The sequence below is a fragment of the Mycolicibacterium brisbanense genome (assembly GCF_001570425.1).
Classification (GTDB): domain Bacteria; phylum Actinomycetota; class Actinomycetes; order Mycobacteriales; family Mycobacteriaceae; genus Mycobacterium; species Mycobacterium brisbanense.
In genome coordinates this window covers 68,711-90,361 of sequence record NZ_BCSX01000024.1, presented here as the reverse complement: position 1 = coordinate 90,361, position 21,651 = coordinate 68,711, and the positions used below count along the sequence as shown (strand labels likewise).

Annotated in this window: 25 protein-coding genes; 9 read left to right on the top strand and 16 right to left on the bottom strand. The window is 69.3% G+C overall.

All coding sequences use genetic code 11. The annotated features are described in order from the left end of the window. Window positions 1-2 precede the first annotated feature (2 nt). The 7 genes from RMCB_RS13120 to RMCB_RS13090 are packed head-to-tail and all read left to right on the top strand — an operon-like array spanning window position 3 to window position 6,834. The gene (locus tag RMCB_RS13120; RefSeq protein WP_062829127.1) at window positions 3-743 is read left to right on the top strand and encodes a hypothetical protein; all 741 of its coding nucleotides are present in this window, start codon (window positions 3-5) and stop codon (window positions 741-743) included. Window positions 744-750: 7 nt separating this feature from the next. Further along, window positions 751-1,923, top strand: a complete 1,173-nt coding sequence (locus RMCB_RS13115; protein WP_062829126.1) for a polyprenyl synthetase family protein — start codon at window positions 751-753, stop codon at window positions 1,921-1,923. Further along, window positions 1,920-2,381, top strand: coding sequence for a hypothetical protein (locus RMCB_RS13110; RefSeq protein WP_062829125.1), 462 nt, complete (start codon window positions 1,920-1,922; stop codon window positions 2,379-2,381). Before RMCB_RS13115 ends, RMCB_RS13110 begins: the two co-directional genes overlap by 4 nt. Continuing rightward, complete coding sequence (locus RMCB_RS13105; RefSeq protein ID WP_062829124.1) at window positions 2,378-2,632, top strand: hypothetical protein; 255 nt, start codon at window positions 2,378-2,380, stop codon at window positions 2,630-2,632. The genes RMCB_RS13110 and RMCB_RS13105 overlap by 4 nt, the downstream gene beginning before the upstream one ends. After that, window positions 2,629-3,639 (top strand): hypothetical protein, encoded by a 1,011-nt coding sequence (locus tag RMCB_RS13100; protein WP_062829123.1) that lies wholly within the window; start codon window positions 2,629-2,631, stop codon window positions 3,637-3,639. Before RMCB_RS13105 ends, RMCB_RS13100 begins: the two co-directional genes overlap by 4 nt. Continuing rightward, window positions 3,632-4,033 carry a hypothetical protein gene (locus tag RMCB_RS13095; RefSeq protein ID WP_062829122.1) on the top strand — a complete coding sequence of 134 codons (402 nt, stop codon included), beginning with the start codon at window positions 3,632-3,634 and terminating at the stop codon, window positions 4,031-4,033. Before RMCB_RS13100 ends, RMCB_RS13095 begins: the two co-directional genes overlap by 8 nt. Beyond that, window positions 4,033-6,834 (top strand): FAD-dependent oxidoreductase, encoded by a 2,802-nt coding sequence (locus tag RMCB_RS13090; RefSeq protein WP_062829121.1) that lies wholly within the window; start codon window positions 4,033-4,035, stop codon window positions 6,832-6,834. Before RMCB_RS13095 ends, RMCB_RS13090 begins: the two co-directional genes overlap by 1 nt. On the opposite strand, the gene RMCB_RS13085 is transcribed toward RMCB_RS13090, so the two are convergent. The 8 genes from RMCB_RS13085 to RMCB_RS13050 form a co-directional block, all read right to left on the bottom strand. Then, window positions 6,831-7,061: a hypothetical protein gene (locus tag RMCB_RS13085; RefSeq protein WP_029369573.1), complete on the bottom strand. Its 231-nt coding sequence runs from the start codon at window positions 7,059-7,061 to the stop codon at window positions 6,831-6,833. The two genes, RMCB_RS13090 and RMCB_RS13085, sit on opposite strands and share 4 nt — an antisense overlap. Further along, window positions 7,058-7,531, bottom strand: a complete 474-nt coding sequence (locus RMCB_RS13080) for a transport-regulating membrane protein Mce1N (protein ID WP_062829120.1) — start codon at window positions 7,529-7,531, stop codon at window positions 7,058-7,060. The genes RMCB_RS13085 and RMCB_RS13080 overlap by 4 nt, the downstream gene beginning before the upstream one ends. Then, window positions 7,524-7,928 carry a hypothetical protein gene (locus tag RMCB_RS13075; RefSeq protein WP_062829119.1) on the bottom strand — a complete coding sequence of 135 codons (405 nt, stop codon included), beginning with the start codon at window positions 7,926-7,928 and terminating at the stop codon, window positions 7,524-7,526. The genes RMCB_RS13080 and RMCB_RS13075 overlap by 8 nt, the downstream gene beginning before the upstream one ends. 26 nt (window positions 7,929-7,954) lie before the next feature. Continuing rightward, window positions 7,955-8,935: a porphobilinogen synthase gene (gene hemB / locus RMCB_RS13070; protein WP_062829118.1), complete on the bottom strand. Its 981-nt coding sequence runs from the start codon at window positions 8,933-8,935 to the stop codon at window positions 7,955-7,957. Then, complete coding sequence (locus RMCB_RS13065; RefSeq protein WP_062829117.1) at window positions 8,936-10,618, bottom strand: bifunctional uroporphyrinogen-III C-methyltransferase/uroporphyrinogen-III synthase; 1,683 nt, start codon at window positions 10,616-10,618, stop codon at window positions 8,936-8,938. It lies immediately after the preceding gene. Continuing rightward, entirely contained in the window at window positions 10,615-11,574 is a 960-nt protein-coding gene (gene hemC / locus RMCB_RS13060; RefSeq protein ID WP_109784275.1) for a hydroxymethylbilane synthase, read from the bottom strand. Before hemC ends, RMCB_RS13065 begins: the two co-directional genes overlap by 4 nt. Before the next feature lie 3 nt (window positions 11,575-11,577). Next, on the bottom strand, window positions 11,578-12,933 hold the full coding sequence (locus tag RMCB_RS13055) for a glutamyl-tRNA reductase (RefSeq protein WP_062829116.1): 1,356 nt from the start codon (window positions 12,931-12,933) through the stop codon (window positions 11,578-11,580). A gap of 119 nt (window positions 12,934-13,052) precedes the next feature. Beyond that, window positions 13,053-13,337 (bottom strand): glutaredoxin family protein, encoded by a 285-nt coding sequence (locus RMCB_RS13050; RefSeq protein WP_029369566.1) that lies wholly within the window; start codon window positions 13,335-13,337, stop codon window positions 13,053-13,055. A gap of 38 nt (window positions 13,338-13,375) precedes the next feature. On the opposite strand from RMCB_RS13050, the gene RMCB_RS13045 reads away from it, so the two are divergent. Together RMCB_RS13045 and RMCB_RS13040 are read left to right on the top strand one after the other, a co-directional pair. Next, window positions 13,376-14,281, top strand: coding sequence for an HAD family hydrolase (locus RMCB_RS13045; RefSeq protein ID WP_029369565.1), 906 nt, complete (start codon window positions 13,376-13,378; stop codon window positions 14,279-14,281). A gap of 64 nt (window positions 14,282-14,345) precedes the next feature. Next, window positions 14,346-14,876, top strand: coding sequence for an FAS1-like dehydratase domain-containing protein (locus tag RMCB_RS13040; protein ID WP_029369564.1), 531 nt, complete (start codon window positions 14,346-14,348; stop codon window positions 14,874-14,876). 87 nt (window positions 14,877-14,963) lie between these two features. Here RMCB_RS13040 and RMCB_RS13035 read toward each other — a convergent pair whose 3' ends face one another. The 8 genes from RMCB_RS13035 to RMCB_RS13000 form a co-directional block, all read right to left on the bottom strand. Then, window positions 14,964-16,031, bottom strand: a complete 1,068-nt coding sequence (locus RMCB_RS13035; protein ID WP_029369563.1) for a lysophospholipid acyltransferase family protein — start codon at window positions 16,029-16,031, stop codon at window positions 14,964-14,966. A 36-nt stretch (window positions 16,032-16,067) separates the two neighbouring features. Further along, window positions 16,068-17,189 (bottom strand): SDR family oxidoreductase, encoded by a 1,122-nt coding sequence (locus RMCB_RS13030; protein ID WP_062829115.1) that lies wholly within the window; start codon window positions 17,187-17,189, stop codon window positions 16,068-16,070. 29 nt (window positions 17,190-17,218) lie between these two features. Next, window positions 17,219-17,320 (bottom strand): 30S ribosomal protein bS22, encoded by a 102-nt coding sequence (locus RMCB_RS13025; protein ID WP_003402602.1) that lies wholly within the window; start codon window positions 17,318-17,320, stop codon window positions 17,219-17,221. An 89-nt stretch (window positions 17,321-17,409) separates the two neighbouring features. Beyond that, window positions 17,410-17,640, bottom strand: coding sequence for a cell division/environmental response transcriptional regulator (locus RMCB_RS13020; RefSeq protein WP_026256699.1), 231 nt, complete (start codon window positions 17,638-17,640; stop codon window positions 17,410-17,412). A 138-nt stretch (window positions 17,641-17,778) separates the two neighbouring features. After that, entirely contained in the window at window positions 17,779-18,636 is an 858-nt protein-coding gene (gene proC / locus RMCB_RS13015; RefSeq protein ID WP_109784294.1) for a pyrroline-5-carboxylate reductase, read from the bottom strand. A gap of 45 nt (window positions 18,637-18,681) precedes the next feature. Further along, window positions 18,682-19,527 (bottom strand): sugar phosphate isomerase/epimerase family protein, encoded by an 846-nt coding sequence (locus RMCB_RS13010; RefSeq protein ID WP_029369560.1) that lies wholly within the window; start codon window positions 19,525-19,527, stop codon window positions 18,682-18,684. A gap of 72 nt (window positions 19,528-19,599) precedes the next feature. Next, window positions 19,600-20,586, bottom strand: coding sequence for an Rv0497 family membrane protein (locus RMCB_RS13005; protein ID WP_029369559.1), 987 nt, complete (start codon window positions 20,584-20,586; stop codon window positions 19,600-19,602). Window positions 20,587-20,616: 30 nt separating this feature from the next. Continuing rightward, complete coding sequence (locus RMCB_RS13000) at window positions 20,617-21,588, bottom strand: Ppx/GppA family phosphatase (RefSeq protein WP_029369558.1); 972 nt, start codon at window positions 21,586-21,588, stop codon at window positions 20,617-20,619. Window positions 21,589-21,651: the final 63 nt, after the last annotated feature.

Below are 21,651 nucleotides of genomic sequence, written 5' to 3'. Positions count from 1 at the left end.
CCATGTACCTGAGCGCCGAGCGGTTGGCCGTGGCCAACCGGGCCGTACGCGAGACGTTCGAACAGACCAGCGTTGCCTGGCAGGCGATCCCGCACTGGGACACCGGCGATCCGGGACAGACCTGGGTCCGCAGCGACACCATCCCGCCGGGCTTTCTCGAGGTCGACACCGTCAACGAGAAATTCGCGGTGACGCTCGCGCAGGCGGGTGCGCCGCTGGCCGACCCCCTGCTGGCGGTCCTGATGAAGACGACCGTCGAACTCGCTGCGACCATCGACACCGCGGTCCTGGCAAAGCTGCAAGCCGCGGATCCCACGCCTCTGCAGACCGCAGGCACCACCCAGGACTTGCTGAACACCCTCGTCGACGCCCGGGCCAAAGTGGAGACGGCCGGGTACCGGGCACCGTCATGCTTGTTCACCGGCGCCGACGGTCTCAAGCGGCTCAATCACATCGAGAGCGGAGAGGACATCGCCGAGGCCGTGCTCAAGGCGGGCGGTGTCACCAGCCTCTACCGCGTCGACGAAACCGGGATGCTCATGCTGGGCCGTCGGCAACGCATCGCGCAGGGCGCCGCCGCGACGGCCTCACCGGGCGAGGAGCCGGTGGACCTCGCCGTCGCCGTCGCGCCCAGCCTTGAGGTCATCGGCGAAAACGCCGACGGCGCGATCGAACTGGCGGTGCGGATTCGCTACGCGCTGCGGATCAAGGACCCGGGCGGTGTCGTCGGCATCACTTTCTGACCCGCCCATGCCGGCTGTCGTGGAACTGCCTGCGCGAACATCGGGCCTTGACGACTACCTCGCCCGATGCAAGGACGCGTGCGACGGCGAGATCGAAAGGCTTTACGGCTCAGGCGATCACGGCACGAGCGGGCTGCGGGAGCTGATCCTCGACTATCCGCTGCGCGGCGGGAAGGCGCTGCGGCCTGCGCTGAGTATCGCGACGTGCCTCGGGCTCGGCGGTCACCTCGAGGCGGTCCTGCCGACCGCTGCGACCTTGGAGCTCTACCACAACGCCTTCCTCATCCACGACGACATCGAAGACGATTCCTGGCACAGGCGCGGCAGGCCCACCCTGCACATCGACCACGGCATCCCCATCGCGGTCAACGTCGGCGACGCGATGCTCTCGCTGTCGCTGCAGCCCCTGCTCGACAACGTCGAACGCATCGGGTTGGGTCCCGCCCTGCGCATCCTGCGGGCCGTCGCCCACATGACCCGCCAGACCGTCGAGGGCCAGGCCATCGAACTGGAATGGGTGCGGTCCAACATCTGGCGCCTGGACGACGCCGACTATCTGCGCATGGTGGAACTGAAGACCAGTTGGTATTCGTTCATCACCCCGCTGCAAGCCGGGGTGATCGCCGCGGGCGGCGGGGCCGACCGGCTGGCACCGCTGGAAGTCCTCGGTCGCCATCTCGGCGCGGCCTTCCAGATCACCGACGACCTGCTGAACCTACGAGCCGATCCACAGGACTACGGCAAGGAGATCGGCGGTGACCTGTGGGAGGGCAAACGCACGCTGATGCTGCTGCACGCGCTGCGCCGCGCCGACCCCGAGGACCGTGAGCGGGCCGTGGCCATCCTGGCCAGACGGCGCCCGAGTGCGGCCGGCGAACTGGGCCTGGCCGAACTGCTCGACCGGCTCACCGCGCGCGGCGAGCTCTCCCGGGTCGGGCGCGACGCGATCGCGGCGCAGGTGCTGGGCCGGCACGAAACCGAGGCCAAGACGCTCGACGACATCCGGTGGCTGTACCGCCTGCTGCACCGGACCGGGTCGCTCGCCCACGCGCGCGACGTCGCGGCGGGCCACGCACGGGACGCGGCGGCCGTGCTGGCCGGCCTCGACTGGTTGCCGCCGAGTCAGCACCGCGACATGCTCAGCGACCTCGTCGCCTACGTGCACGGACGCACGCGATGACGCCCGAGGCCTTGGTCGGCATGCTGGCCGAGTTGGACCGGATCCGAGCCCTGACGCTGGACCTCGTCGAGCGCAGCGCACCACAACTGCTACCGGCCCCGCCGCAGGACGCCGCCGGAGACGAGCGGGCCGTGTACGAGCTGTTGCTCGGGGCGCGGCGCGCGGTGCTCGGCAACCCCGCCGCCGCGCGCGGTGTGCACGACCTGCTGGTGGCCGAGGGGGTTCGCTATGCGCAGACGCCGGAGGGAGCGCGGCTGCGCGACGCGCTGACCACGTCCGAGGCGGTCGAGAACTTGCGGCGGGTGTGGGAGACCGTGAGCCTCAACGTGCTCGACGGCCCGGCCCCGCCGGCGGCCGCGCCGACCGCCTGGATCGAGCTGCTCGCCGACGCGATCATCGGGGCCTCGCGCGCCGACGATCCCGTGCTGGCCCGGCTGCGCCCCGAGGGGTTCGCGTGAGCCTGACCGAGCCGCGAGCCGCACTGGCCGAGAACGCCTGCCTGATCGACTATCTGGTGGGCCTGGCGGGCCTGGGCCGGCTCGTGCGCACGCTGGGCACCGGCGGCAGCGAGCGGCGGGAGGCCGACGACTTCGTGCACGTGCTGCTCGGGCTCGCGGCCCTGGGCGCCCGGGTGGAACGGTTGGCCCCGCCCGCACCGCCTGCGCCGCCCGGTGCGGCACCCGACCCGTCGGTGCGGTGGTTGCGATGACGCTGGCGGCCAGTGATTTCCTGCGGGCCCCGGTCCTGGCCGCCGCGCAACCCGCAGGTTTCAAAGAATGGCATCACTTCGTGGTGCATGGCCGTACCGGCAGCTTCTTGATCAACTTCAGCCTGGCGTGCGAAGACACCCCGACCGGGCGCTCTCGCATGGCGCCGCGCGTCATCGTCATCGCGCACGACCGCCAGTGGACCGGGGCCGTCGAGCGCTTCGCCGAGACGGCCCTGGACATCTCTGCCGATCTCGGGGCGTGCACCGTCGGCGCCAACCGCATGATCGTGCGGCCCGACGGCTATGAGGTGCTCATCGACCTGCCGGGCATCCGCGGCGAGTTGCACCTCACCCCGGTCAGCCGGCCGTTCGCCGTCAACAACCAGCCTGTCGGGCAGGGCCGCATGTCATGGCTGTTCGTGCCGCGGCTGCGTGCCGACGGATGGCTGCGCATCGCGGATCGAGAGCATCGGCTGGAGGCCGCCCTGGCCTATCACGACCACAATTGGGGCCGGTTCCGGTGGGGCGAGGACTTCGGCTGGACGTGGGGCACGATCCTGCCCGCGGAGCCCGACGATCCGTGGTCGGCGGTGTTGCTGCAGATGACCGACCGGCACCGGCTGCGGTTCCTGTCGCAGGCGCTCTACGTGTGGCACCACGACGACCCCGCGGCGATCTTCCGGCATGCGGAGGTGCACATCGGCACGTCGGGGCGGCTCGGCCGGGCACCCGACTGCACCCTGCCGCCGCCGATGCGGCTGCTGATCGACGGTGACGTCCCGGGCGTGCCGGAGCACGTCGAGGTCAGTGCCACCCGGGCGGGCGATACGGTGCACGCCGAGTTCCGGCCACAGTCCTACGCCCGGCTGGCCCAGCCGAGCGAGATGAGCCTGGACCGCTCGACCGTGCTGTGCGAGGCGACCGGAACGGCCCGCATGACCGGATCCATCAACGGCGAAGCCATCGACTTCACCGGCACCGGAGTATTCGAGTTTCTCCATGGCTGAGCCGGTGGCGGCGCTGCTGCGCCGGTCGGTCGGACATCTCGCGGACGAGGTGCCCGCGAGCTACCGCCTGGTGCTCGAACGGCTCGGGCCGCTGGTGGTCGCACTCGACGTCGACGGCGAACGCTTCGCGCTGCGCGGCGGGCCTCGCCTGGAGGTGGCCGACGGCGATGTTTCCGGCGGCCCGCGGATCACCACGTCGCGCGCCGCGATCCTCGACGTGCTCGACGCGCGGATCGGGCTGCACGACGCTGTGCAGGCCGGCGCGGTGAACGTCGAAGGCTCGCTCGACGAACTCCTGCAGGTGCACGACACCCTGCTGGCCTATGTGCACGCCGCGGTCCGGGCGCCGTCGCTGCCGGGGCTGCTGTCCGCATTGCGGGAGGCACCGCCGTGATGAGCGAGGTCATCACCACACCCGCGTCGTGCCCGCGGCGGCCCACCGTAGCGGTCCTGGGCGCGGGCATCGCGGGGCTGACCGCCGCGCACGAATTGGCGCAACGGGGTTTCGACGTCACGGTGTACGAACCGCGCGTCGACGAGCGCGCCGGGCTGGGCGCCGCACCGCCCGACACCTATCCACCCGTCAAGCTCGGTGGGCTGGCCGCCTCGCAGTACTCGACGGTGGGCACGCATGACGGCAGCGCCGCCGAGCTGCGGCCCTTCCCCGGCCGCCGCGGTGACCCGCGTCCACCCGCGCGGGCCGTCGCCGGCGAACACGGCTTCCGCTTCTTCCCCGCGTACTACCTGCACACCTGGGACCTGTTCCAGCGCATTCCCGTCTACCAGCGCATCGACGGACCCGGTGGCACGGTCGACTGGGTGCCCACCGCGCGGACCATCATGGACAACGTCCGGCGCGTGGTCACCCAGGGCACCACCGTGGACGGCAAGCCGTCACTGGTCTTCCCGCGCGAGGCGCCCCGTACGCCGGCCGAATTCCTCACCATCGCAGGGCAATTGACCCAATTGGGTTTCACGGCCTCGGACATCGACAGGTTCGTCAGCAGGCTCGTGCGTTACCTCGTCACGAGCCCGCTGCGCCGGGCCGCCGAACTGCAGAACCTGTCGGCCTACGACTTCTTCGTCGGCCGCGACGACACCGCCGAGCCACCCCGGTTCACCTACTCGCCGCGGTTCGACTCCCTGCTGCTGGAGATGCCCCGCGTCCTGGCCGCGTTCGACACCCGCTGGGGCGACGCCCGCACCAACCTGACCACCTATCTGCAACTGCAGCTGCAGATGGACCGCCGCGACAACAAGGCCGACGGGGTGCTCAACGGCCCGACCACCGAATCGTGGTTCGACCACTGGCACCGCCACCTCGTCGAACTCGGCGTCCGCTTCGTCCGGGCCGGCGCCGGACGCCTGGAACCACCCGCGTCCGAGCCGGGACAGCCGCCGCACCTGCGGCCACGCGTGCAGGTGACGCTGACCGACGGCACCCGGCTCGCCCCCGACTACACCGTCGTCGCGGTCGACGCCCCGGCGGCCGAACAGATCACCGAAGCGTTGCGCGCCGCGGGCACGGGCGGCACCGTGGCCGAACTCGACGGGTTCACCACGTCGCCGCCACCGAACGACGGACCGCTCGAGCCCGGTCACCGCCGCCCGCAGACCCGGCGCGACCCGTACGCCATGGACGAGATGGGCCGGGTGCCGTGGGACCGGTTCCAGACGCTCGGCGGCATCCAGTACTACTTCGACACCGAATTCCAGCTGCTGCGCGGGCACATGTACTACTCGGGTACCGAGTGGGCGCTGTCGTCGATCAACCAGCACGGCCTGTGGGAACGCCGGCCGACGCTGGCCCGTGACGGCCACGTCTCGGTGCTGTCGGTCGACATCGGCGACTTCAACACGCCCTCGCGGCATCTGCTCGACGAATCCGGGCGCGGCAAGGCGGCCCGCGACTGCACGGCCGACGAAATCGCCACCGAGGTGTGGCGCCAGATCGTGTGGGCCCTGACCAGCGACGTCGACAATGTCGCCGAAGCGCTCATGCCGTGGCCCACCTGGTACGCGCTGGACCGGGGTCTGGTGATGGGCGGCGGCCCGGGCCAGGGGCACGGCAAGGCGGTGCGCAACGAGACGCCCTACCTCGTCCCGATCGTCGGGGACTGGGAGAACCGCCCGGGCCCGGACCCGTGGAATCCGCACGGCGGGTCCTGGGGCACCCGGCCGACCGAGGAGACCTGGCTGGAGGATCTGCGGCAGCGCAACGTCTGGCAGGCCCGTCACGGTGGCTACCAGGTGCATCACAACTCGGTGGTGTTCGCGGGCACCTGGACCAAGACGTTCACCCGGATGACGTCGATGGAGGCGGCCTGTGAATCGGCCCGCCACGCCGTCAACGCGATCCTCGACCACTACATCTGGGTGGCCTCTGGCGGCACCGATCACCGCGAGAACACCACGCTGGACTGGCGCTTTCCCTACGACTTCCTCGACCAGGGCTACTCCAGCCCCGTTCGGATGCCGTCGCCCGCCGGGGACTACTGCTATGTCTTCGACATCGAGAACCGCGAACCTGCCGATGCCCGTCCCCTGCGCACCCTCGACGGCCAGTACTGCCGGGAGGCGCTACCCCACCCATTGGACACTGCGGCGCCACTGCTGCTCCCCGCCGGAGGAGGCCTACCGATGACCCAGCCGACCATGCCGCCCGAGCCTGTGCACCTGCTGGCCTACCTGCAGGCCTGGCGCCAGTTCTTGCAGCAGGCGGGGCTCGGGGGACTCGGTGGTGCGCTGCTGACCCCGCCGGGCACGCCGGTCACGGCCGCGCCCACCGACTACGCCCAGCAGCTGCTCACCTATCTGCAGGCGTGGCGGCACTACCTGGAGCAGACCGTGGGTGAGGCGACGGGCCGCCCCAGCGAGGGCGGCGGACCGCCCGGCCGACCGCCGTATCCCGGGGAAGAGGTCGTCGCACCCGCCGACGACTACGGAATCCAGACCACCGCGGGGGCTCGGCCGCGGCGCGAACCGGCGCCGGCCCGGGCCGAGCCGGAGCCCGCGCGTCCGACACCGCCACCCCCGCCCGCGGGGTCAGCTCATCGCCGGTTCACCGAGGCCGCCGACGCGCCGGCGTCGGCGCCTGCGCCCCGGTCGCTGTACGGCAGGGCACCCGAGCCCGGGACAGCGCGGTCGGCGTACCCGGGGATCACCGAGACCGACTGGCTCGACCGGGACCGTTAGCGGCGGCGCAAGCGCGCGATACCCAGCACGGCGAGTACCCCGGCGACGGTCGCCAGCAGCAGCGACAGCACCAGCAACGGGGCGGAATGGACGACCGACGTGGTCGACGGTTCGCCGGGCAGGATGGGCGCGACGTCCACCGTGGTGCGGGCCGCAAGCCAACTCACCACACACCCGGCGGCCGCGCAGAGCGCCACCACCAACTCGATCACGGCACGGATCTTCATGGTGTGCGCTCCTCGATCAACGCATCCAGCTGCTCGCGCAGCTGCCGATGCCTGCGGGCCCACGCCTGCACGGTGCGGTCGCCCTTGAGTTTGAGGCCGATCCCGGTCCTGCCGCGGGGCACCCCGGTCAGCTCACCGAGCGCCCGGGCGGACTGCCACTTGGGCACGTCGGTGCCGCTGGCCTCGGGGTAGAGCTTGACGACCTCGTCCAGGTTGAGCTTCTCGGTGCCCTGCCGCAGCGTGTCCCTCGTCAGCTCCACCGAGGTATGAATCCTGGCGGCCTTGATCTGGATGGCGACGAAACCGGAGACCAGGACCAGGAACAGCAGCGGTATCCACGGGTCCCGCCCGTAGCCGCCCGTCATCTGCAACAACGCCATGCCGATCGCGGAAAATGGCCCGAGCAGCAGCCACAGCCACCTGCCGCCCGGTTCGTAGAACAAAGGCTGCGGCGTGGATTCGTCAGTCACCGGTCCCCCTGGAGATCTGTGCGTTCAGCACGGTCCCGGCGATCAGCAGGATCACCCCGGCCAGCGTCAGCATGTGCACCGGAACGAGGCTCAACGCTGCCGCCACGGCGATCAGCACGGCAGCGGCCAGCGCCAAGGACATCGCGGCCCGGCGAAATCGCGGATCCCCGCCGCGGCTGCGGCCGGCCAGGAACGCCATCACGACACCGACGATCACGGTGAGTACCCCCGACCCGCGATACAGGGTGCTGACGGCGCCCGGCCAGGACACGGTCGCGGCGATGAGACCGCCGACGATCAACAACACGGACGCGGCCAGCCAGCAACTGAACGCGATGGTGGCGCGCAGCGACCGCGGCGACGGCTGCTTCGGGGACGGCGACGACGGTGCAGGCATTGCCGGGAAGCCTAGAGGGTCGCGGGTCAGGCCAGCCATCCGGCCACGTCGGCCGCCCAGTACGTCAGCACGATGTCCGCTCCGGCCCGCCGGATGCCGACCAGCGATTCCAGTGCGGCGGCCTGCAGGTCGATCCAGCCGTTGGCGGCCGCGGCGCTGATCATCGCGTACTCGCCGGAGATCTGATAGGCCGCAACGGGCACGGGCGAGATGTCGGCCGCCGCGCGCACCACGTCGAGGTAGCTCATCGCGGGCTTGACCATCACCATGTCGGCGCCCTCGTCGATATCGAGCTCGATCTCGTGCACGGCTTCGCGGATGTTGCCCGAATCCTGTTGGTAGGTACGGCGATCGCCGCTCAGGCTGGAGGACACCGCCTCGCGGAACGGGCCGTAGAACGCCGAGGCGAATTTCGCCGCATACGCCAGGATCGCGACATCGGTGTGCCCCGCCGCGTCGAGCCCGTCGCGGATGGCGGCCACCTGACCGTCCATCATGCCGCTGGGACCCACCACCTGCGCACCCGAATTGGCTTGTGCCACAGCGAGTTCCGCGTACCGGAGATTGGTGGCGTCATTGTCCACCCGACCCGCGGAGTCCAGCACGCCGCAGTGGCCGTGATCGGTGAACTCATCCAGGCAGGTATCGGCCATCAGCACCGTGGCGTCGCCCAGATCCTTGGCGAGGTCACGCAAGGCGACGTTCAGGATGCCGTCCGGATCGGTTCCGACAGAGCCGACGGCGTCCTTGGACTCGTCACGCGGCACCCCGAACAGCATCAGGCCACCCACACCCGCGGCGACCGCGTCGGCGGCAGCGCGGCGCAGCGAGTCTCGCGTGTGCTGCACGACGCCCGGCATCGAGGAGATGGGCCGTGGCTCCGACAGACCGTCGGCGACGAACATCGGCAGAACCAAATGCCTTGGCTCCAGCGAGGTTTGCGCAACCAGTCGGCGCATCGCCGGTGTGGTGCGCAGCCTGCGGGGCCGGTGCCTGGGGTACCCCATCTAACGCCGGCGGCTCTTCTTGCGCGGCGGAGGCAACGCCCCCTCGGCCCGCAGCCGGGCGGCATGCTCAGCGAGCGCCTCGACCAACGGTCCCACCGCGGCGGTCTCGGGCTGCACATCGACACGCAACCCGAATTCGGCTGCGGTCTCAGCGGTTTTCGGGCCGATGCAGGCGACGATGGTACGGGCGTGCGGCTTGCCCGCGATACCGACCAGGTTGCGCACCGTCGAGCTCGAGGTGAAGCAGACCGCGTCGAACCCGCCGGTCTTGATCATCTCGCGGGTGTGTGCCGGCGGCGGTGCCGCGCGCACGGTGCGGTACGCGGTGACATCCTCGATCTCCCAACCGCGTTCGCGCAGGCCCTCGGCCAGCGTCTCGGTGGCGATGTCGGCCCGCGGCAGCAGCACGCGGTTCACCGGATCGAAAATCTCGTCGTAGGGCGGGAATTCGTCGAGCAGGCCGAGCGAGGACTGCTCACCCGACGGCACCAGCTCGGGGTTGATGCCGAACGCACGCACCTTGTCCGCGGTGGCCTGACCGACGCAGGCGATCTTCACACCGGAGAACGCGCGTGCGTCGAGGCCGAACTCGCCGAACTTCTCCCACACCGCACGCACCGCGTTGGTGGAGGTGAACACGACCCACTGGAACCGGCCGTCGACCAGACCCTTGACCGCGCGCTCCATCTGCGCGGGGCTGCGCGGCGGCTCGACCGCGATGGTCGGCACCTCGATCGGCAGGGCGCCGTGGCCCACCAGCTTCTCGCTCATCTCGCCGGCCTGATCCTTGGTGCGCGGCACCAGCACGGTCCAGCCGTACAGGGCGCGGCTCTCCCACCAGTTCAGCTTGGCCCGGTTGGCGACGGTCTTGCCGATGGTCACCACCAGCGGCCCAGCGAGGGGACCCGCGGGATCGGACGCGGCGTGCTTTTCCAGCATGCCCTTGTCGATCAGCCCGCCCAGAGTGGTCTCGACCGAGCGCTGCTGGCAGGTGGTGCCGTTGGCCGTCACCACCGCGGGGGTGGAATCGGCCAGGCCGTACTCGATCAGCGTGCGAGCGGCGTCCGGCAGGTGCGACGTGGTCGCGTGCAGGATCAGCGGACCCGGCGCGGCGGCCAGCGCGGCCCAGTCGACGTCGCCGCGCACGTCGGCGACGGTGTGCGACGAACCCAGCGGCAGGCCCGCGTAGGTGGGCACCGCAGTGGTGTCGGGCAGGCCCGGCACGATCTCGAAGTTCAGGTGGGTCTTGGCCAGCGCACCGATCTCGGTGATCACGGCGTCGATCGACAGCGGATCCCCCGCCACGAGCCGCACCACGTCGAATCCGTGGCGAGCCTCCGCGGCCAGCGTCTTGGCCACCTCGGCCGGGTCGCCGAGCGCGGGACGGATCTCGGGGCCGCCGGGGATGACGGCCGATGCGGCCTCGGACTGGCCGGAATCGGCGGTTGCCGCGTCAGCGTCGCCCGCGGATTTGGCCGGCGCGGCCGGGGCCGGACCGGAGGCCGGCGGCAGATCGGTGCCGACCATCGCCAGCACGGCTTCGGGCACATCGGGGTCGGTGAAGACCATCTCGGCGTGCGCCAGCACGGACTGCGCCCGCGCCGTCAACAAACCTGGATCCCCGGGGCCCGAACCCACGAAGGTGATGCGGCCGGGCTTTGCCTTGCGGCCTCGCATGGTCATGTTTCACTCCCGCGCTCTACCAACAGCTCGCGTGCCCCCAGTTCGAAAAGCTCCGTAGCCACCGAGACGCCGAGGTCGGCGGCCCGTTCCGGAGTCCCGATGCCGGACGCACGGATCACGTCGGATCCGTCCAGCGTCGCCACGCAGCCGCGCAACGACAGCTCCTCGAAGACATTGCCGTCCTCATCGATCGACTCGACCACCTCAGCGATCGCGCCTACCGGTGCGGAACAACCCGCCTCCAGTTCGGCGAGCAGGACCCGTTCGGCGGTGACCGCGGCACGCGTGTCGGCGTCATCCAACTGCGCAAGCACCGCGATCAGCTCGGTGTCGCCGGCGCGGCATTCCACCGCAAGCGCACCTTGAGCCGGCGCTGGCAACATCTGCACCGGCTCGAGCGTCTCGGTGACAACGCCGAGCCGTCCGATGCGGGAGAGACCCGCCCGGGCGACCACGATGCCGTCGAGATCACCGCTCGTAACCCTGTTCAACCTGGTATCTAGGTTGCCTCGTAGGGGGCGGATTTCCAAACCGAGACCCAGTGCTCTAAGCTGCGCCTCCCGCCGCGGGCTCGAGGTGCCGATGACCGAGCCCGCCGGCAACTCTCCGAGCACCAGCCCGTCGCGGGCCACGAGCGCGTCGCGGGGGTCCTCACGGGGCGGGATCGCGGCGATGACGAAACGCGCGTCGGCCGCGGTCGGCAAATCTTTGTAGGAGTGGACGGCCATGTCCACCCTGCCGTCGTGGATGGCTTCGCGCAGTGCCGCGGTGAACACGCCGACACCGATCTCGGCAATGGGGGCACTGGAGCGGTCCCCGTCGGTGGAGATGATCACCAGCTCACAGGGATGACCTGCGGCCAGCAACGCGTCTCTGACATGTCCGGCCTGTGTGGTGGCCAGCAGGCTACCGCGGGTGCCGATTCGGATTACCGGGGCTTCAGGAGAGATGGCCAAGCTTTACTCAGACTTATCGAGTTCTGTTGTCATGAAGGGCAATTCGCTGGCCGCAACAGCGTCGACAGCCTGCGGGTCGAGCTCGAAGAGCTCACGCAGCGCCTCGGCGTAACTGTCCCCGCCGGGGGCGCTGGCGAGCTGCTTGACCCGCACCGTCGGCGCGTGCAGCAGCTTGTCGACGACGCGACGCACGGTTTTGGCCACCTCGTCGCGATGGGCGGCATCCAGCCCCGGCAGCCGGTTGTCCAGCCGCAGCAACTCCGCCTCCACCACGTCGGCGGCCCGTTGCCGCAGCGCCGTGACGGTCGGGGTGACCTCTGCCATCCGCTGGCCGGCCAGGTAGTTGGCAACCTCGGTGGCGACGATGTTGCGGGCCGCATCGGCATCGGTGGCCGCGGCCCGCGCGGTGGGTTCGCGCTGGATGCGGTCCATGTCGACCACCCAGACGCCGGGCAGCCCGGCGACCGCGGGGTCGACGTCCCGGGGCATGCCGAGGTCGCAGATCACCAGTTGATGGTCAGGCTCGGTGACGCTGCGCTGAGCGAGTGCGTGGTGCACGTCGGCCAGCGACACCACCGGACGCACGGCGCCGGTGCTGCTGATGACGACGTCCACGTCGGTCAGCGCCCCGGACACGTGGTCGAGGGTGAAGGCACGGGCCTGGACGCCCTGTTCGATCAGCTTCTTGGCCAGCCGCTGGGCGCGCGGCAACGACCGGTTGACCACGTGCACGCGTTCGATGCCCGCGCGCACCAGGTGGGCGCCGGCCAGCGCACCCATGGATCCGGCGCCGACGACGGCCGCGGTGCGGCCCGCCAGCCCGCCGGTGAGTTTCGTCTCGGCCATGTCCAGTGCCACCGAGACCACCGACGCGCCTGCGGCGTCGATCCCGGTCTCGGAATGCACCCGCTTGCCGACGGAGAGCGCCCGTTGCGCCAGCTCGTGCAGCGTGCGGCCGGCAGTGTGATTGGCCTCGGCGGAGGCATAGGCGCGGCGCACCTGGCCGAGCACCTGTTGTTCACCGATGACGGCCGAGTCCAGGCCGCTGGTCACGGCAAACAGATGCTCGACCGCGGCCTCGGCGTAGCGCACATAGGCGTATTTGGTGAGGTCCCCAAGACCCATCCCGGAATGCTCGGAGAGCACCTGACCGATCACCGACAGACCGCCGTGGAAGGCCTCCACCACCGCGTACACCTCGACGCGGTTACACGTGGACAGCACCATGGCCTCGGTCACCAGCGACGACTGCAGGATCTGGTCGATGATCTTGGCCTGCTCAGCCTCGTCCGTGCTCAATTGCTCCAGGACGGACACCGGCGCGCTGCGGTGCGAAACTCCGAACAGCAACACGCTCACGGCTTCATCACCACGTCATCTAAGGTAAACGTTTTACCTCCGGCCACCAAATTTCGCCTAGTCAGCGCACTGTTGGCCGGCTGTGGCCCGCTGTTCCCGGCAGCAGATCCGCCGGGCACTCACAGGGTGGCCAGGTCCTCCCGCAGCTGCGCTTCGTCGACCTCCCAGTAGCCGTGCACGTCGCCGTTGAGCAAGATCACCGGCAGCAGGTCCCCGTACTGGGCCCGCAAGGCCGTGTTGCCCGCGGCGGCCTCGCTGTCGACGTCGGTGGTCAGCAGCGTGAAGCCCAGCTCGTCGCGCAACGCGGCCAGCTGTTCGGCGGCCCGCGCGCACAGGCTGCAGCCCGCCCGGGTCAGCAACGTCACGGTGTGCCGGCTGCCTGCGCCGGTCTGCGGGTGCTCCACACCGCCAGTATCCGGGCGCGGTGACTTAGGGTGAATCCGTGTCCGAAACCGGTAGTGCCGATGCGCCAGATCAGGAGCTTGCCGCCGAGGCCAGCGCCGAGGTGGCGGTCGCCGGACTGCAGGCCGAAGCAGCCGAATCCGGCACGGGCGCCACACCTGCCCCACCCCCGCCGGACCTGACCGCGGCGGCGTTCTTCGACGTCGACAACACCCTGGTGCATGGTTCGTCGCTGGTGCACTTCGCGCGTGGCCTGGCCGCGCGCAAGTACTTCACCTACACCGACATCCTCGGCATCGTCTATGCGCAGGCCAAGTTCCAGTTCACCGGTAAAGAGAACAGCGACGACGTCGCAGAGGGCAAGCAGAAGGCGCTGGCGTTCATCGAGGGCAGGTCCACCGCTGAGCTGACCGAGCTCGGCGAGGAGATCTACGACGAAATCATCGCCGACAAGATCTGGCCGGGCACCCGTGCGCTGGCACAGATGCACCTCGACGCGGGCCAGCAGGTCTGGCTGGTCACCGCAACGCCCTACGAGCTGGCCGCCACGATCGCCAAACGCCTCGGCCTCACCGGGGCGCTGGGGACCGTCGCGGAGTCGGTCGACGGGGTGTTCACCGGGCGGCTGGTCGGCGACATCCTGCACGGCACGGGCAAGGCCCACGCGGTGCGGTCGCTGGCCATCCGGGAGGGCCTGAACCTGCGGCGCTGCACGGCGTATTCGGACAGCTTCAACGATGTGCCGATGCTGTCGCTCGTGGGCACGGCGGTGGCAATCAATCCCGATGCCGCGCTGCGCGACGTGGCCCGGGAACGCGGCTGGGAGATCCGCGATTTCCGCACCGCGCGCAAGGCCGCCCGGATCGGCGTGCCGTCCGCACTGGCCCTCGGCGCGCTCGGCGGTGCCCTGGCCGCGGTGGCCTCCCGGCGTCACGACATTCGCTGAGCAACCCGGACGCGCTGATAGGCTTCACACCCGCCAGACACGTTTGAGTGGAGAGCGCGGACACATGAGCATCGCCAGCGACATCATCGGTACCCACTTCCGGTACCCCGACTATTTCGAGGTCGGCCGGGAGAAGGTCCGCGAATTCGCCAAAGCGGTCAAGGACGACCATCCCGCGCACTACAGCCAGGAAGCGGCCGAGGAGTACGGGCACGACGCCGTGGTGGCGTCTGTGACCTTCCTGGCAGTTGCCGGGCGGCGCGTCCAGCTGGAGCTGTTCGACAAGTTCGACGTGCCGATCAACCTGGAGCGCGTGCTGCACCGCGACCAGAAGCTGATCTTCCACCGCCCGATCATGGTCGGCGACCGGCTGTGGTTCGACTCCTACCTGGACTCGGTCATCGAGTCGCACGGAACCGTGATCTGCGAGGTGCGCGCCGAGGTCACCGACGACGACGGCAAACCCGTGGCCACCAGCATCGTCACCATGCTCGGCGAGGCCGCGCACCCCGACGAGGCCGGCGAGATCAGCTCGCAGATCGCCGCGGCGCGCGACGCCGCGATCGCCAAGATGATTGCTGGGCAAAACGCCTGAGCGTCCCCGTTTCCTTGCGCGAGCAGACATAGAGGTCCCCCAAAGCACGGCGTGTCGGGTGCCTACGTGACTGCTCGGCGGGAAGGGTCAGCCGAAGAACATGTTCCGGCGGCCCGCCAGCAGCTGGTAGAGCGTCTGCTGAATGGTCTCGCGGACCTGGTCGGTCAGCTCGAAGGTGACCATCGGGTCGTCGGCCGCGGTCTCGTCGTAGTCCGCGGTGTCGATCGGCTCTCCAAATTGGATGTGCCACTTGGACGGCAGCGGAATCAGGCCGGCCGGACCCGCCACCGGGAACAGCGGCGTGATCGGGAAGTACGGCAGCCCCAGCAGCCGGGCCAGCAGCTTCACGTCGGCGATCATGGGATAGATCTCCTCGGAACCCACGATCGAGCACGGCACGATGGGCGCTTTGGCCCGCAGCGCCGCGGACACAAAGCCGCCACGGCCGAATCGCTGCAGCTTGTAGCGGTCTTTGAAGTTCTTGCCCAGCCCCTTGAAGCCTTCGGGGAACACCGCGGTGAGCTCACCGTTGGCCAGCAGGCGGTGGGCATCGGTGGTGCAGGCGACCGTGTGGCCTGCCTTGCGGGCGAGCTGCCCGACCATCGGCAGGTCGAACACCAGGTCGGCGGCCAGCAGGCGCAGGTCGCGGTGGGCCGGCGTGTGATCGTGCACGGCCACCTGGGTCATCAACCCGTCGAAGGGCAGGGTGCCCGCGTGGTTGGCGACGACGAGCGCCGCCCCGGTCTCCGGGAGGTTCTCGATGCCGGATACCTCGACCCGAAACCATGACCGGAAGAGCACTCTCAGCAAAGGCAGAAAGATAGCGTTGTTGAGGTGCTCGTCGAAGCCGAACTCGTCGACGGAGTAGTCGCCCGCCATCCTCTTGCGGAGAAATTCGCTCGCCGTCGCGATCTGCTTGGCAAGCTCCGTCGGGCTGTTGTCGACGGTCGCGGACCCCGAAACGGCACCGCGCCGCTCGTCGATTTCGCGCACCACCGCCGCGATCTGTTCCGCGGACGCCCGGGAACCCGGATCGGTCAGCAGCGACGGGTGCCGCCGTGCGCTCTCCGAGCGTTGGGCCGCCCGGCGCGCTGATGTTGCGCGATTCGAATTGCCGTGTAGCGGAATGACTTTGGCTTTAGGTTCGCCCGCCACGTCGATACCTTCTCCCCACCCCGGTAAAGCTGATTCTTATCGTCCCCAACGCTGCGCCAACGCCACGGCGCTACTCTCCATTGAGCGTACCCATCGCGGGTCGAGGATCGGCGTCAAACCACGACCCCGGACGTAGTCGTCGAATGCCTCGGCAGTCGTCCACTTTGGACTGTAGCCCAGATCCCTGCGCATGCGCGTGGTGTCCATGACGCGTCCGTAGCTGAGGTAGTTCAACTGTTCGCGATCCAGCTCGGTGGAGCGGGCGGCGCGGCTCAGCGAATCAACGGCAGCCAGTGCCGAACGTGGTACGGGGAGCCGGAGCCGGCCTGATCGCCGGATGGCCTGGCTCATCATGATGATGCCCGAGGCACCGATGTTGAAGGTGCCGGGTTTGCCGGCCACGGTCGCCCGTTCGAGAGCGCCGAGGGCGTCCTGTTCGTGCAACAACTGCAGTCGGGCGTCGTGCCCGATCACCGATGGCACAACAGGACCTGCCAGGTACCGCGAGAGTGCGGTGTCCATCGCGGGGCCGATCATGTTGGCCAACCGCAGGATGGTCACGGCGATGTCGGGACGGCGGCGCGCCAAACCGCGGGCGTATCCCTCGATGTCGATACTGTCGCGGGCGAATCCCTCGCCCGGTGGCCGACGTGCGCTGCTGTCCTCGGTGAACATCACCGGGTCACGCGAACTCGAGCCGTACACCTCGGAGGTGGACTTCAGCACGACCCGGCGTACCGACGGCGTCTTCTGACATGCCGCGAACAGCTGGATGGCGCCCATCACGTTGAGTTCTTTCAACGTGGCCCGCCCGCCGGAGCGGGGCGCGTACGACGCGGCGGCGGCATGCACCACGGTGTCGACGTCCCCGTTCCGAATCACCTTGGCGATGAACGGGTTACGGATATCGGCCCGAACGAACTCGGCCCGGCCCATCCGACGGAGCAGATCCTTGCTCGGCGTGATCGCGTCGACCGCGATCACATGGTTGATCAGGGGGTTCTGCGCCAGGCGGGCGGTCAGGTAACCGCCCAGGAACCGACAGGCCCCCGTGACCAGAACCACTTTGGGGTAGGGCGCCGCGTCGGTGGATTCTGAGCCACCTGAATCACCGGTGCTGCCTGGCGCGCGCCCTCCCGAACGACCATCAGAATCCATCGGGCAAGCCTAACGGCCGGGGCTGAAAGCTACTTGCCGAGCTTTCTGCGCTGCACCCGGGTGCGTCGAAGCAGCTTGCGGTGCTTCTTCTTCGACATGCGCTTACGACGCTTCTTGATGACTGAACCCATAAATCCCGGTGACTCCGCTACCTAGACAGCAATTGGTTGACCCGGTCACTTTACCCGGGCCCGCCAGTGAAACGGAAAACGGCTGCCGCTTAGCCCGCGTCGAAGTAGGAGGTCTCCAGCAGATCGTGCACGGCCTTGGCGTGCACGCGGAACGAGCGGCCCACCCGCACGGCAGGCAGCTCGCCGTTGTGCACCAACCGGTACACCGTCATCTTCGACACCCTCATCAGGTTCGCCACCTCGGCGACTGTGAGAAATTGAGCTCGGGGCTGGCCGTCGCCAGCCGAATCCCGCGCCGATGGCCCGTTCATAGACGTCATCGCAACCCAATCAATCAGGCACGGACAGTTCCAGCGGCTTCCCCACCGCTGGCACCAATCCGCGCATACAAAGGGAGAATAGCGTGGCGGATGGGGTTACTGCGACGGGTGTGGGCTAATCCATCAGAAATTATCTAATTACTCAGATGTAATTCCTAGCTGCTCAGACCGCGTTTTCGCAGCCTCGACCGCGTTGCCCAGCGCGGCCCGGAATCCACCACGCTCCAGTTCGCGCAGCCCAGCGGCGGTCGTACCGGCCGGAGAGGTGACCATGGCGCGCAGCGCCGCAGCGGTCGTGTCCAGCGCGGCGTCTCCCGCGGCGGTCACCTCATCGAGGCGTTCCAGCAGCATCGCGGCCGACCCGGCCATGGTCTGCACCACCAGATCGGTGGACACGGCACGTGACAAGCCGGCCGCCACGGCCGCATCCACGAGGGCCTCGACCATCAGGAAGAAGTACGCGGGCCCGGAGCCGGAGACGGCCGTGACGGCGTCCAGTTGTGCCTCGGCGACCGTGATGACACCGCCGACGGCATCGAAGATCCCCGCAACCTCCTTGAGCTGTTCGGGGGTCGCGAACCGGCCCGGGGCCACCGCGCTGATGCCGCCACCGACCAGGATCGGGGTGTTGGGCATGACACGGATCACCGGCGCCCCTGCGGGCAGCTTGGCCTCGTAGTACGCGGTGCTGACACCCGCGGCGATGGAGACGAACACCTGCTCGGTATCGCTGTCGGCCGCCGACGCGGCACCTGCGACCTCGTCGACGACGTACTCCACATCGCTCGGCTTGACCGCGACGATGACGTAGTCCGCGTTGTCCGCGGCGTCGGCGACCGACGTGACCAGCACCGAGTACTTCTCCGCGAGGTATTTGGCCCGGTCAGGGTGCTTCTCGGCGACCACCAGGTCCTTGACCTGCCTGCCGGCCCGTAACAAGCCGGACAGCAGGGCCTCGCCCATGCTTCCGCCACCGATGATCGCGATTCTCGACATGGGCCACAGCATTGCACGAGCCGGCGCGGGCGCCGAACCGGCGCCTCAGCGCATCAGATGCGCCCTGGCAAACTTCAGCGACTCGGTCAGCAGTGCATCGCGCTCGGTGGCCGTCCGGGCGCCCGACGTGGTGATCTCCAGGATGACGTGCCCCGAGAAGTTCCCGGCTGCCAGCATCTGGCACACCTCTGCGGTGGGCTGGGTGCCGCGGCCCGGCACCAGATGCTCGTCGGTGGACGCGCCGTTGCCGTCGCACAGGTGCAGATGCGCCAGCCCGTCGCCCATGCGGCGGGCCATGTCCAGTGCGTCGGTGCCCGCGGTCGCGGTGTGGCTGAGGTCGAGCGTGTAGTGGGCGTGATTGCCGTCCAGCGGGTCGTAGGACGGCGCGAACGCCGATATGCCGGGTCCTGGCCTACCGCCGCGCTTACGCATCCTCTCGATGGACGTCTCGCCCGCGCCGAAGAAGCGGTCCGCCCGGAAGGGGAACATGTTCTCGACCGCGACCAGCACGTCGCTGCCGGCCTCCAGCTCGGCCACCTGCTCGCTGAATCCTTCGGCGTAGCGGCGCTGCCAGCGGAACGGCGGATGCACCACGACCGTCTGGGCGCCCAGCTGTTCGGCGGCCCGCACGCTGCGCTCAAGCTTGGGAATCGGGTTGGCGCCCCACACCCGCTGCGAGATCAGCAGACACGGCGCGTGCACCGAGAGCACCGGCACGTTGTAGCGCTTCGACATCGCTGCCACGGCCTCGATGTCCTGGCTGACCGACTCCGCCCACACCATGAGCTCGACGCCGTCGTAGCCGAGCCGGGCCGCGTGTTCGAAGGCCGCCTCGGTCCTCAGCGGATACACCGAGGCAGTCGACAGGCCGACCTTGATGGCAGGACGCACGGGGTAATTGTCTCCGGTTGTGTCGCTCCTCGCGTGCGCGCCGGCTCACCGGCTCGCCCGCGAGCCGCCTGACTAGCTCGCCTGCAGCAGAGCCAGCGGCCCGAACGTGACCAGCGCACCCACCGCCACCGCGGTCAGGGTGCTGCCGATGTCCTCGGTCTTGCGGACCACCCGCACTCCCCCGGCCAGGCCCAAGATGACCAGGACACCCAGGATCAGCGCGACGATCGTGTTCCACTTCCACAGCTGGTCGAAGGCGATGAACAGGCCCGCCCCGAAGGCGACCGCGATGACGCACTGACCGACCACCCACAGGCCGTGCATGAGCGAGGTCCCGCTGACGCGCGCACCGGAGCCTGCCGCTTTCTCGTGCTCGTCGAGTTCGTCGGCCTGGTCGAGCTCATCGGCTTCGTCGAGGTCGTGCTCATCGTGCTCACGATCTTCGAGATCGATGTCCTCGGGCCCCGGCCGGCCACGCCGGCGCGCCACGTCGTCGGCCACCGACTGGCCACCGAACAGCGGTCCCAGCGTCGAGCCCAGGTACGCCGGACGGTCGTCATCGGCGGCGGACTCGTCGTCTTCGGCGTCATCGAGCAGGTCCGGGCTCATGCGCTCGGCGCCCGTCCCCGACGGCTGGTAGTCCCGCAGCGGACGCGAGTACTGGGGCCGGCGGCTGCTCGGCTTGAACTCGACGGGCTCCGGGTCGGCGTCGCGGGCGTCCAGATGTGCCCGGTAATCGGCTTCCGCATCGGTGGCGTCTACGGACGCGGCCTCAGGTTCGACCTCGACCTCGGTTGTGTCGTTGGTCACCTTCGCGCCGTTGGTCGGCGCGGCCGGCTTGTCGGCCTTCTCGGCAGGAGCTTCCTGCGGCTCGTCGGCATGGTCGGAGACGATCGGGATCTCGCCGGTGAGTTCGGCGACGGTCACCGCGTCGCTGTTGCCCCGGCGCCGCCTCCGGCGACCGCCGACGGGAGGGGCGCCGATGGTGCCGTTCTTTGCCAGCAGTTCCGCAACCGAGATCGGCCGGGTGGCGGCGTGGCTATCTTCTGGTCCAGTCATGTCCTGTATTGCCTTTAGGGCTAGCTATTCCTACCGTGCAGCATCCCGCGTCGATGTCTGCACCAGGGCGGTGCCATCGGCCTCGCTGTCGAGTTTCCGCAGAATCAGCCCCTCCCGCAACGCCCAGGGGCAAATATCGACTGATTCCACTTCGAGGGCTCGCATACTGGCCTCAGCTACCAAAGCTCCGGCCACGATCTGTGGCGCCCGCTCGGCACTCACCCCTTCCAGTTCGGCACGGTCTGCCGCCGTCATCCTAGAGATGAAAGCTATGAGCTGTCTTAATCCGGCCGCGGTGAGTGTCCGCTTGACCCGCGGACCCGCTCCCGAGGGTGCCGCGCCGGTCAGCCTGGCCAGTGACCGGAACGTCTTCGAGGTGGCCACGGCCAGATCAGGACGCCCGGCGGCGCCCATCGTCGCGCCTGCCTCGGACAGCTCGGTGGCCAGCCAGTCGCGCAGCATCGCCACGCGGCGCCGGCCCGGCGGATCGTCGGGCAACCACTCGCGGGTCAACCGGCCGGCCCCCAGCGGCAGTGACAGTGCCACCTCGGGCTCCTCGTCGACACCGCTGGACAGCTCCAGCGAACCGCCGCCGATGTCGATGTTGATGATCCGCCCCGCGCTCCACCCATACCAGCGCCGGACAGCCAGGAAGGTCAGGCGGGATTCGTCGACCCCACTGAGCACGCCCAGGGAAACCCCGGTCTCGGCGCGCACCCTGGCCAACACATCCTCGGAGTTGGTGGCATCCCGCACCGCCGACGTGGCAAACGCCATCAGCTCGGCACAGCCGGAACTGGTGGCGATCTTGGCGAACTCATCGACGGTCTCAACGAGCTTGTCGGCCCCACGCCGGCTGAGCTTGCCGGAGGGTTCGATGGCCTCGGCCAACCGCAAGGCCGCCTTGGTCGAACTCATCGGGGTCGGATGGCCGCCGCGACGAGCGTCCACCACGAGTAGATGGACCGTGTTACTGCCCACATCGAGCACGCCTAACCGCACGCCCACAACCTATCGGAGTGGGTGGCCCGGTTCGCTGCCTGGACCACCCGCTGGACGCGAGCG

Coding starts and splice junctions, on each gene's coding strand:
- RMCB_RS13120 (WP_062829127.1), top strand. CDS start 3: ATGTACCTGAGCGCCGAGCGGTTGGCCGTGGCCAACCGGGCCGTACGC.
- RMCB_RS13115 (WP_062829126.1), top strand. CDS start 751: ATGCCGGCTGTCGTGGAACTGCCTGCGCGAACATCGGGCCTTGACGAC.
- RMCB_RS13110 (WP_062829125.1), top strand. CDS start 1,920: ATGACGCCCGAGGCCTTGGTCGGCATGCTGGCCGAGTTGGACCGGATC.
- RMCB_RS13100 (WP_062829123.1), top strand. CDS start 2,629: ATGACGCTGGCGGCCAGTGATTTCCTGCGGGCCCCGGTCCTGGCCGCC.
- RMCB_RS13095 (WP_062829122.1), top strand. CDS start 3,632: ATGGCTGAGCCGGTGGCGGCGCTGCTGCGCCGGTCGGTCGGACATCTC.
- RMCB_RS13090 (WP_062829121.1), top strand. CDS start 4,033: ATGAGCGAGGTCATCACCACACCCGCGTCGTGCCCGCGGCGGCCCACC.
- RMCB_RS13085 (WP_029369573.1), bottom strand. CDS start 7,061: ATGAAGATCCGTGCCGTGATCGAGTTGGTGGTGGCGCTCTGCGCGGCC.
- RMCB_RS13075 (WP_062829119.1), bottom strand. CDS start 7,928: ATGCCTGCACCGTCGTCGCCGTCCCCGAAGCAGCCGTCGCCGCGGTCG.
- hemB (WP_062829118.1), bottom strand. CDS start 8,935: ATGGGGTACCCCAGGCACCGGCCCCGCAGGCTGCGCACCACACCGGCG.
- RMCB_RS13065 (WP_062829117.1), bottom strand. CDS start 10,618: ATGACCATGCGAGGCCGCAAGGCAAAGCCCGGCCGCATCACCTTCGTG.
- RMCB_RS13040 (WP_029369564.1), top strand. CDS start 14,346: ATGAGCATCGCCAGCGACATCATCGGTACCCACTTCCGGTACCCCGAC.
- RMCB_RS13030 (WP_062829115.1), bottom strand. CDS start 17,189: ATGGATTCTGATGGTCGTTCGGGAGGGCGCGCGCCAGGCAGCACCGGT.
- RMCB_RS13025 (WP_003402602.1), bottom strand. CDS start 17,320: ATGGGTTCAGTCATCAAGAAGCGTCGTAAGCGCATGTCGAAGAAGAAG.
- RMCB_RS13020 (WP_026256699.1), bottom strand. CDS start 17,640: ATGACGTCTATGAACGGGCCATCGGCGCGGGATTCGGCTGGCGACGGC.
- proC (WP_109784294.1), bottom strand. CDS start 18,636: ATGTCGAGAATCGCGATCATCGGTGGCGGAAGCATGGGCGAGGCCCTG.
- RMCB_RS13005 (WP_029369559.1), bottom strand. CDS start 20,586: ATGACTGGACCAGAAGATAGCCACGCCGCCACCCGGCCGATCTCGGTT.